The organism is Pseudomonas sp. DrBHI1, assembly GCF_002205115.1.
Lineage (GTDB): Bacteria > Pseudomonadota > Gammaproteobacteria > Pseudomonadales > Pseudomonadaceae > Aquipseudomonas > Aquipseudomonas mosselii.
The window spans coordinates 31,529-40,770 of sequence record NZ_NIBE01000075.1; the positions used below are offsets into that span (position 1 = coordinate 31,529).

Here is a 9,242-nt window from a genome sequence, read left to right on the forward strand (position 1 = left end):
CATCGGTACATTCGTTAAAAATATAAAACACGAGGTTCCTCGAGCATGGCCAACACCCCCTACCCCCAGTCCTACTACGCCGCCTCGGCCAACCCGGTGCCGCCACGTCCGGCGCTGCAGGGTGAGGTGGAAACCGATGTGTGCATCATCGGTGCCGGCTACACCGGCCTGTCCAGCGCCCTGTTCCTGCTGGAGAACGGCTTCAAGGTGAGTATCGTCGAGGCCGCCAAGGTCGGCTTCGGCGCTTCGGGCCGCAACGGCGGCCAGATCGTCAACAGCTACAGCCGCGACATTGACGTCATCGAACGTACCGTCGGCCCCAAGCAGGCACAACTGCTGGGCCAGATGGCCTTCGAGGGCGGGCGCATCATCCGTGAACGCGTGGCCAAGTACAACATCCAGTGCGACCTGAAGGACGGCGGCGTATTCGCCGCGCTGACCAGCAAGCAGATGGGCCACCTGGAATCGCAGAAGCGCCTGTGGGAACGCTTCGGCCACACCCAGCTGGAGCTGATGGACCAGAAGCGCATCCGTGAAGTGGTGGCCTGCGACAACTATGTGGGCGGCATGCTCGACATGAGCGGCGGCCATATCCATCCGCTGAACCTGGCCCTGGGCGAAGCTGCCGCGGTCGAGTCCCTGGGCGGCATCATCTACGAGCAGACCCCGGCCGTGCGCATCGAGCGTGGCGCCAACCCCGTCGTGCACACCCCGCAGGGCAAGGTCCGCGCCAAGTTCATCATCGTCGCCGGCAACGCCTACCTGGGCAACCTGGTGCCGGAACTCGCGGCCAAGTCGATGCCGTGCGGCACCCAGGTCATCACCACCGAGCCGCTGGGCGACGAACTGGCGCGCACCCTGCTGCCGCAGGACTACTGCGTCGAGGACTGCAACTACCTGCTCGACTACTACCGTTTGACCAGCGACAAGCGCCTGATCTTCGGTGGCGGCGTGGTGTACGGCGCGCGCGACCCGGCGAACATCGAGGCGATCATCCGTCCGAAGATGCTCAAGGCCTTCCCGCAGCTCAAAAACGTCAAGATCGACTACGCCTGGACAGGCAACTTCCTGCTGACCCTGTCGCGCCTGCCGCAGGTCGGCCGTATCGGCGACAACATCTACTACTCCCAGGGCTGCTCGGGCCACGGCGTGACCTACACGCACCTGGCGGGCAAGGTGCTGGCCGAGGCCCTGCGCGGCCAGGCCGAGCGCTTCGACGCCTTCGCCGGCCTGCCGCACTACCCGTTCCCGGGTGGCCAGATGCTGCGTGTGCCGTTCAGCGCCATCGGCGCCTGGTACTACAGCCTGCGCGACCGCCTGGGCTTCTGATCCAGCGCCATCCGGAAAGCCCGCTCCCCTGAGCGGGCTTTTTCGTTTCCACACGGCATGCTCTCAACCCGCTTCACGGTAGGGATTGCGCGGATCCTGGGTCCAGTTCATGTACGGCTTGCCGGTCTCCTGCGCCTGCATGTCGATGCAGCCCTCCACCGGGCAGGTGATCTGGCACAGGTTGCAGCCGACGCACTCGGCCTCGATCACGCTGTAGGCGTGGGTGCCGTCGGCCTTCGGGGTGCTGGCGATGGCCTGGTGCGAGGTGTCCTCGCAGGCGATGTGGCAACGCCCACAGCCGATGCAGGCGTCCTGGTCGATGCGAGCCACCGACTTGTAGTTGATGTCCAGGTACTTCCAGTCGGTGGTGTGCCCCACGGCCTGGCCGCGAAACGCCTCGAGGCTGCGATGGCCGTGCTGGTCCATCCAGCGCGCCAGGCCGTCCTTCATGTCGTCGACGATGCGAAAACCGTGCAGCATCGCCGCCGTGCACACCTGCACCGCGCCACTGCCCAGGGCGATGAACTCGGCGGCATCGCGCCAGGTGCCGATACCGCCGATACCGCAGATCGGCAGGCCGTGGGTCTCGGGGTCGCGGGCAATTTCGGCGACCATGTTCAGGGCGATCGGCTTGACCGCCGAACCGCAATAGCCGCCATGGGTGCTCTGGTCGCCGACGATGGGGTGGGCGACCATGCGGTCGAGGTCGACGCTGGTGATCGAGTTGATCGTGTTGATCAGCGACACCGCGTCCGCCCCGCCCCGGTGCGCGGCGCGTGCCGACTGACGAATATCAGTGATGTTGGGGGTGAGCTTGACGATCACCGGCAGCGCGCAGTGGGTCTTGCACCAGCGGGTGACCATTTCCACGTACTCCGGCACCTGGCCGACGGCCGCGCCCATGCCGCGCTCGGGCATGCCGTGGGGGCAGCCGAAGTTGAGCTCGATGCCATCGGCACCGGTGGCTTCCACCAAGGGCAGGATGAACTTCCAGGACTCTTCCACGCACGGCACCATCAGCGACACGATCAGCGCGCGGTCGGGCCAGTCCTTCTTCACCTGGGTGATCTCGCGCAGGTTGATCTCCAGCGAGCGGTCGGTGATCAGCTCGATGTTGTTGATGCCCTGCACCTGGCGGTTGGCGCCGAAGTGCGCCGAGTAGCGCGACGACACGTTGACCGCCGCCGGGTCCTCGCCCAGGGTCTTCCACACCACCCCGCCCCACCCGGCCTCGAAGGCGCGGACCACGTTGTAGGCCTTGTCGGTGGGTGGCGCGGAGGCCAGCCAGAACGGATTGGGCGCCTTGATGCCGGCGAATTCGATGGACAGGTCGGCCATTTACGCAGCCTCCACGTTGAGCATGAGTTGGGCATGGATGGCTTCGGCGGCCAGCTTGCCATGTTGCACGGCCTGGACGGTGAGGTCCTGGCCCAGCGCGGTGCAGTCGCCGCCGGCATAGATACCGGGGATGGAGGTCTGCATGTGCGCGTCCACCTGGATGCGCTCACCGTCGCGGGCCAGTTGCGCCGCCAGCGGGTCGGCCAGGCTTGCGTCATCGAAGCCTTGGCCGATGGCCTTGAAGATCGCGTCGGCGGCCAGCTCGAAGGTTTCGCCGGTATCGCCCAGGCGCCCATCGACCAGTTGCGTGCGCGCGAAGCGCATGCCGCGCACGCGCCCGGCATCATCCAGCAGCACGGCCTCGGGCCTGGCCCAGGTGTGCAGACGCACCTGGTTGTGCTTGGCGATTTCCTGTTCGTGACCGGTAGCGCCCATGTCGGACAAGCCACGGCGATAAACCAGGTTGACGTCGAGGGCCCCCAGGCAACTCATCTGCACGGCCATGTCGATGGCGGTGTTGCCGGCGCCTAGCACCAGGCAGCGGTCGGCCAGCGGCAGCTGGGTGAGGTCGTCAGCCTGGCGCAGCTCGCGGATGTACGTGGTGGCGGCGAGCAGGCCCGGGGCGTCCTCGTCCGCCAGGCCCAGCTGGCGCGCGGCATCCAGGCCCAGGCCGAGGAACACCGCGTCGTGCTGGGCATGCAGCTCTCCCAGCGACAGGTTGGCGCCCAGGCGCTGGCCATGGCGGATCTCGATACCGCCGATGCCCAGCAGGAACTCCACCTCGCGCTGGGCGTAGTCGTCCACCAGCTTGTAGCGGGCGATGCCGTACTCATTGAGGCCACCGGCTTTCTCCCGCGCCTCGAAGATCACCACGTCGTGGCCGTGCATGGCCAGGCGGTGCGCGCAGGACAGCCCGGCGGGGCCGGCGCCGACCACGGCGATGCGCTTCCCGCTGGCCGGCGAGCGCTGGAACGGATGTTCGGTGAAGCCGGCGTGGTCCAGGGCGTAGCGCTGCAGCTGGCCGATCAGCACCGGCGCGCATTCCTGGGCGTTGTTGCGCACGCAGGCCTGCTGGCAGAGGATCTCGGTGGGGCACACCCGGGCGCAGCTGCCGCCGAGGATGTTGGCCGAAAGAATGCGTTCGGCGGCGCCCTGCAGGTTCTCGTCGCTGATGCGGTGGATGAACGAGGGGATGTCGATCTCGCTGGGGCACGCATTGACGCAGGGCGCGTCGTAGCAGTACAGGCAGCGCGCGCTCTCGACGGCGGCCTGGCGGGCGGTGAGCGGGGGCGCGAGGTCGCTGAAGGCCTCGGCCAGCTGGTCGGCGCCGGCCCGGGGGCGCGGCAAGTGGTTCAGGGCGTCGAACACGGTTGTAGCCTCTCGCTTTTTTATGGGCTCAGGCGGCGGTCACTCGCCTGTCCGTTCTGGGGGATGGCAGTCAACAGGAGCATGGGTGTTGTTATCAGGGGGCGCTTGCGCCCCTTTCGCGACACAAGGCCGCTCCCACAGCCAAAGCACCGATCCCTGTAGGAGCGGCCTTGCGTCGCGATGGGCTGCGAAGCGGCCCCAATGGCCTCAGCGCTGAACCGGTGTCGGCCGCTGATGCTCGGCACGCCGCTCCAGCACCTCGTACACCGACGGGTACGCCGGCCGCTCCACATAGCGCCCCGCGCCCGGCTCGGCGCGCAGGTCGCCATCTGCCCAGAGCACCTTGCCCTGGCTGATGGTATGGCTGGGGATACCGCGCACGGTGCGGCCTTCGAAGATGTTGAAGTCGACCCGCTGGTGATGGGTCTGGGCGCTGATCGTGCGCGTGCCCTGCGGATCCCACAGCACCAGGTCGGCGTCGGCGCCGACGCGGATGGCGCCTTTGCGCGGGAACAGGTTGAAGATCTTCGCGGTGTTGGTGGAGGTGAGCGCGACGAACTCGTGGATCGACAGGCGCCCGCTGTTCACCCCGGCATCCCACAGCACCGCCATGCGGTCCTCGATGCCGGCGGTGCCGTTGGGGATGCGGCTGAAGTCGTCGCGGCCCATGGCCTTCTGCTCGGCGCAGAAGCAGCAGTGGTCGGTGGCGGTGGTGTGCAGGTTGCCCGACTGCAGGCCGCGCCACAGCGCCTCCTGATGCTCGCGCGGCCGGAACGGCGGGCTCATCACGTAGCCGGCGGCTGTGGCCCAGTCCGGGTCGCGGTAGACGCTGTCGTCCAGCAACAGGTGGCCCGGCAGCACCTCGCCGTACACCGGCTGGCCCTTGGCCCGGGCATAGGTGATCTCATCCAGCGCCTCGCGGCTGGAGACATGCACCAGGTACAGCGGCGTGCCAAGGGTCTCGGCGATGCGGATGGCGCGGCTGGCGGCCTCGCCCTCGACCTGCGACGGGCGCGACAGCGGATGCGCCTCGGGCCCGGTCAGGCCCTGGGCCAGCAGCTTCTTCTGCAGGTGATAGACCAACTCGCCGTTCTCGGCGTGCACTGTCGGCACCGCGCCCAGTTGCAGGCAGCGTTCGAAGCTGGCCACCAGGGTGTCGTCGGCGGCCATGATCGCGTTCTTGTAGGCCATGAAGTGCTTGAAGCTGTTCACCCCATGCTTGGCCACCAGCTCGCCCATCTCCTCGGCGACCTGCTCGCTCCACCAGGTGATGGCGACATGGAAGCCGTAGTCGCTCGCGCTCTTCTGCGCCCAGCCACGCCAGGTATGGAAGGCCTCGAGCAGCGATTGCTGCGGATTGGGGATAACGAAGTCGATGATCGAGGTAGTGCCCCCGGCCAGGCCCGCGGCGGTGCCACTGAAAAAGTCCTCGCTGGCCACCGTGCCCATGAACGGCAGTTGCATGTGGGTGTGCGGGTCGATGCCGCCGGGCATCAGGTACTGGCCTGAGCCGTCGAGGACTTCGCAATCGGTGGGGGTTTCGAGGTGGCTGCCGATGGCGCGGATCAGACCATCGACACACAGGACATCTGCACGGTAGCTCTCTTCATGGGTAACCACGGTGGCGCCACGGATCAACAGGGACATGCCGTTTTCCTCGCAGGCTGACCGGTCTTCTGGCCGGTTCTTGGAATAGTTTCGGGCCGGGCGCTGGAGGTGACGCGTTCAATCCTGTCAGGCCTGACAAGAATCGAGGCTAGTATCTGATCGGATATTCATCAAGAAAAAATATATGCAAATATTATATTTTGTAACTGTTTGATTTTTAATAAAAAATTTAACAATTAACCAAAATGTGACACCCCTTCACCATTTTGACGCACTTGACAGGAAGCCAAATTGGTCAAGATTTTCTACGCAAAATCAGCAGTTTGTTTCCTGGCTGGAAGGCGCAGGCCGCGCCAGTGGTTTTCCAGGTTGCACCCGTTTGAACCACGCGGGTGGCGGACCGGCCAGACAGACGGCGCACCAGGGTGCCCACCCCACCCTCGTCGTCGCGCTGAAGAATGCCCTTGCAAGACAGTGAGTTACCTCCGGTTGGCGGCGGCCGCCGGGAAGGCGCGGGCTTTCCCGGCACGTTTGTTGAAAACGCAGGCCACAACCGCCTGGCCGGACCGGAGGAGCAGTACTGCTGGTGTGTGTACTCCGGCCATCGCGGCAGCCCGATGAGCGACAACTACAAGAAAAAAGACCTGGAGAACCCCATGCAACAGAGCAGATCGCAAGTGGTCGAGCAGCATGGCCTGTTCGAGCTCGACGCCGGCAGCGACGTCCTCGACAGCCCCCGCTACAACCACGACATCGCCCCGACCAAGGTGCACCAGCGCACCTGGAACAAGTGGCACATCACCGCGCTGTGGGTGGGCATGTCCATCTGCGTGCCCACCTATACCCTCGGCGGCGTGCTCACCGCCTACTTCGGCCTGAGCGTGAGCGAGGCGCTGCTGGCGATCCTGCTGGCCAACCTCATCGTGCTGATTCCGCTGACCCTCAACGCCTTCCCCGGCACCAAGTACGGCATCCCCTTCCCGGTGCTGCTGCGCGCCTCGTTCGGCATCTTCGGCTCCAACGTGCCGTGCCTGATCCGCGCCGTGGTGGCCTGTGGTTGGTTCGGCATCCAGACGATGTTCGGCGGGCTGGCCATCCACCTGTTCCTCGGCTCGCTGTTCCCCGAGTGGAAGGCACTGGGCGGCACCGGCGAGGTGATCGGCTTCATGCTGTTCTGGTCGCTGAACCTGTGGGTGGTGCTGCGCGGCGCCGAGTCGATCAAGTGGCTGGAGACGCTATCGGCGCCGCTGCTGGTGGCGGTGGGTGTCGGCCTGCTGTTCTGGGCGCTGCCGCACATGTCGATGAGCGAACTGCTGGCGCAGCCGCCCAAGCGCCCCGAGGGCGCCAGCGTGGTCGGCTACTTCTGCGCCGGGCTTACCGCGATGGTCGGCTTCTGGGCCACGCTATCGCTGAACATCCCCGATTTCAGCCGTTACGCGAAGAGCCAGAAGGACCAGATCCTCGGGCAGATCTTCGGCCTGCCGCTGACCATGTTCCTGTTCGCTTCGCTGGGCGTGATCATGACCGCCGCTTCCGCCTCGCTGGTGGGCCAGACAGTGTCCGACCCGGTGAGCCTGATCGGCCATATCCAGAGCCCCGGCTGGGTGGCCCTGGCCATGGCGCTGATCATCATCGCCACGCTGTCGACCAACACCGCGGCCAACATCGTCTCGCCCACCAACGACTTCCAGAACATTGCCCCGCGGCTGATCGGGCGCAGCCGCGCGGTCTGGCTGACCGGCTTCATCGGCCTGGCGCTGATGGGTCACGAGCTGCTCAAGAAGCTCGGCTGGATCGTCTCCGACCTGAGCCTGGAGAGCGTGTACTCCAACTGGCTGCTGGGCTACTCCAGCCTGCTCGGGCCAATTGCCGGGATCATGGTGGTGGACTATTTCCTGGTCCGCCGCCAGCACCTGGACCTGGCCGGGCTGTACCGCGACGACGTGTACCCGGCCTGGAACTGGGCCGGGTTCGTCGCCTTCGGCGTGCCGGTGGCGCTGACCGTGATGGCCATCGGCAACAGCAGTTTCAGCTGGTTCTACGACTATGGCTGGTTCACCGGCTCGCTGCTCGGCGGCGGGCTCTACTACGCCCTCGGTGGCCTCGCGGTGCGCGGACCGGCGCGGCTGGCCAAGCCGTTGCCTTGATGCACTGCAGCTCCCACGTGATGCCAAAAACAACAGCCTGAGGAGATACCCATGACCACCCTCGCCAAGGAAGTTCTGCAATCGAGCAAGCAGCACATCGACAGCGCCCGCCTGTGGCAGTCACTGATGGACCTCGCCCACCTCGGCGCCACGGCCAAGGGCGGCGTCTGCCGCCTGGCGCTGACCGACCTCGACCGCCAGGCCCGCGACCTGTTCGTGCAGTGGTGCGAGGCGGCCGGCTGCACGGTGAGCATCGATGCGGTCGGCAACATCTTCGCCCGCCGCCCCGGGCGCAACGCCAAGCTGCCGCCGGTGATGACCGGCAGCCATATCGATACCCAGCCCACCGGCGGCAAGTTCGACGGCTGCTTTGGCGTGATGGCCGGGCTGGAGGTGATCCGCACCCTCAACGACCTGGGCGTGGAGACCGAGGCGCCGCTGGAGGTGGTGGTGTGGACCAACGAGGAAGGCTCGCGCTTCGCCCCGTGCATGATGGGTTCGGGGGTGTTCGCCAACAAGTTCACCCTCGAAGAGACCTTGGCCAAGCGCGACGCCCAGGGCGTGAGCGTCGGCGAGGCACTGAACGCCATCGGCTACGCCGGCAGCCGCGTCGTGACCGGCCACCCGGTGGGCGCCTATTTCGAGGCGCACATCGAACAGGGCCCGATCCTCGAGGACCAGCACAAGACCATCGGCGTGGTGCTCGGCGCCCTTGGCCAGAAATGGTTCGACCTGACCCTGCGCGGCGTCGAGGCCCACGCCGGTCCCACGCCGATGCACCTGCGCAAGGACGCCCTGGTCGGCGCCGCCGCCGTGGTCGAGGCGGTCAACCGCACCGCCCTCGCCCACCAGCCCCATGCCTGCGGCACGGTCGGCTGCCTGCAGGCCTATCCAGGCTCACGCAATGTGATCCCCGGCGAAGTGCGCATGACCCTGGACTTCCGTCATCTCGAAGGCGAGCAACTGGACGCGATGATCGCCGAAGTGCGCCAGGTGATCGAGGCCACAACTGCGAAACACGGGCTGAGCTACGAGCTGGTACCCACCGCCGACTTCCCGGCCCTGTACTTCGACAAGGGCTGTGTCGAGGCGGTGCGCGACTCGGCGCGCAACCTGGGCCTGGCGCACATGGACATCGTCAGCGGCGCAGGCCACGACGCGATCTTCCTCGCCGAGCTGGGCCCGGCCGGGATGATCTTCGTGCCCTGCGAAGGCGGCATCAGCCACAACGAAATCGAGAACGCCGCCCCTGGGGATCTCGCGGCCGGTTGCGCGGTGCTGTTGCGGGCGATGCTGGCGGCGTCGGAGGCGATTGCCGGCGGGCGATTGGCGGCCTAGCAGGCGATAAAAGGACCGCGCGGGCTTGGCCCGCGACGCAGGCAACGAGGTGCATGGCACAGGCGGTGCCGGTGTTGGCGGGGCAAGCGCGTGTTACACATGCACCTTCCAAGA

Annotated in this window: 6 protein-coding genes; 3 read left to right on the forward strand and 3 right to left on the reverse strand. The window is 66.4% G+C overall.

Going from position 1 to position 9,242, the window contains the following annotated elements; genetic code table 11:
- Nucleotides 1-45: 45 nt before the first annotated feature.
- Nucleotides 46-1,329: an FAD-binding oxidoreductase gene (locus CC207_RS16895; protein ID WP_028692549.1), complete on the forward strand. Its 1,284-nt coding sequence runs from the start codon at nucleotides 46-48 to the stop codon at nucleotides 1,327-1,329.
- Nucleotides 1,330-1,392: 63 nt separating this feature from the next.
- On the opposite strand, the gene preA is transcribed toward CC207_RS16895, so the two are convergent.
- From preA to hydA, 3 genes are all read right to left on the reverse strand, one after another.
- Nucleotides 1,393-2,667, reverse strand: a complete 1,275-nt coding sequence (gene preA, locus CC207_RS16900; protein WP_062359440.1) for an NAD-dependent dihydropyrimidine dehydrogenase subunit PreA — start codon at nucleotides 2,665-2,667, stop codon at nucleotides 1,393-1,395.
- Nucleotides 2,668-4,035, reverse strand: a complete 1,368-nt coding sequence (locus tag CC207_RS16905; protein ID WP_088852445.1) for an NAD(P)-dependent oxidoreductase — start codon at nucleotides 4,033-4,035, stop codon at nucleotides 2,668-2,670.
- 207 nt (nucleotides 4,036-4,242) lie between these two features.
- Complete coding sequence (gene hydA / locus CC207_RS16910) at nucleotides 4,243-5,682, reverse strand: dihydropyrimidinase (RefSeq protein ID WP_028692552.1); 1,440 nt, start codon at nucleotides 5,680-5,682, stop codon at nucleotides 4,243-4,245.
- A 617-nt stretch (nucleotides 5,683-6,299) separates the two neighbouring features.
- On the opposite strand from hydA, the gene CC207_RS16915 reads away from it, so the two are divergent.
- Together CC207_RS16915 and CC207_RS16920 are read left to right on the forward strand one after the other, a co-directional pair.
- Nucleotides 6,300-7,790 carry an NCS1 family nucleobase:cation symporter-1 gene (locus CC207_RS16915; protein WP_062359641.1) on the forward strand — a complete coding sequence of 497 codons (1,491 nt, stop codon included), beginning with the start codon at nucleotides 6,300-6,302 and terminating at the stop codon, nucleotides 7,788-7,790.
- A gap of 51 nt (nucleotides 7,791-7,841) precedes the next feature.
- Nucleotides 7,842-9,128 (forward strand): Zn-dependent hydrolase, encoded by a 1,287-nt coding sequence (locus CC207_RS16920; protein WP_069016340.1) that lies wholly within the window; start codon nucleotides 7,842-7,844, stop codon nucleotides 9,126-9,128.
- Nucleotides 9,129-9,242: the final 114 nt, after the last annotated feature.

Excerpts from the sequence above, each read along its gene's own strand:
- hydA (WP_028692552.1), bottom strand. The coding sequence starts at position 5,682 with ATGTCCCTGTTGATCCGTGGCGCCACCGTGGTTACCCATGAAGAGAGC.
- preA (WP_062359440.1), bottom strand. The coding sequence starts at position 2,667 with ATGGCCGACCTGTCCATCGAATTCGCCGGCATCAAGGCGCCCAATCCG.
- CC207_RS16915 (WP_062359641.1), top strand. The coding sequence starts at position 6,300 with ATGCAACAGAGCAGATCGCAAGTGGTCGAGCAGCATGGCCTGTTCGAG.
- CC207_RS16920 (WP_069016340.1), top strand. The coding sequence starts at position 7,842 with ATGACCACCCTCGCCAAGGAAGTTCTGCAATCGAGCAAGCAGCACATC.
- CC207_RS16895 (WP_028692549.1), top strand. The coding sequence starts at position 46 with ATGGCCAACACCCCCTACCCCCAGTCCTACTACGCCGCCTCGGCCAAC.